Origin of the sequence: Streptomyces millisiae, assembly GCF_031845425.1 — a bacterium.
Lineage (GTDB): Bacteria > Actinomycetota > Actinomycetes > Streptomycetales > Streptomycetaceae > Streptomyces > Streptomyces millisiae.
The window spans coordinates 1-457 of record NZ_JAVREM010000291.1; the positions used below are offsets into that span (position 1 = coordinate 1).

The following is a 457-nucleotide window of genomic DNA, read 5'->3' on the forward strand; positions in this document are numbered from 1 at the left end:
GGCCAGGGCTCTCGAACAAGCCGGGGTACACGTGGTCTACGGGTTGATCGGCCTGAAAACCCACTGCAAGACCTGCCTTGTGGTCCGGCGTGAAGGGTCGACGATCCGGCGCTACTGCCACATCGGCACCGGCAACTACAACCCGAAAACCGCGCGACTGTATGAAGACGTCGGCCTGCTCACCGCCGATCCCGACATCGGCGCCGACCTGACCGACCTGTTCAATTCGCTGACCGGCTACTCGCGCAAGGACTCCTACCGCACTCTGCTGGTGGCGCCGAGGGGTGTGCGCAAGGGAATCATCGAGCGCATCGACCGCGAGATCGCCGCGCATCACGACGGGGCCACGACCGGAATCCGGCTGAAGGCCAATGCTCTGGTCGACGAGCAGGTGATCGATGCGCTCTATCGGGCGTCGCAGGCCGGCATCCCGGTCGAGATCGTGGTCCGGGGCATC

General features: G+C 65.0%; 1 pseudogene. It reads left to right on the forward strand.

The features are described from left to right. A pseudogene (locus tag RNC47_RS36730) lies at window positions 1-457 on the forward strand (RNA degradosome polyphosphate kinase); the annotation flags it as partial.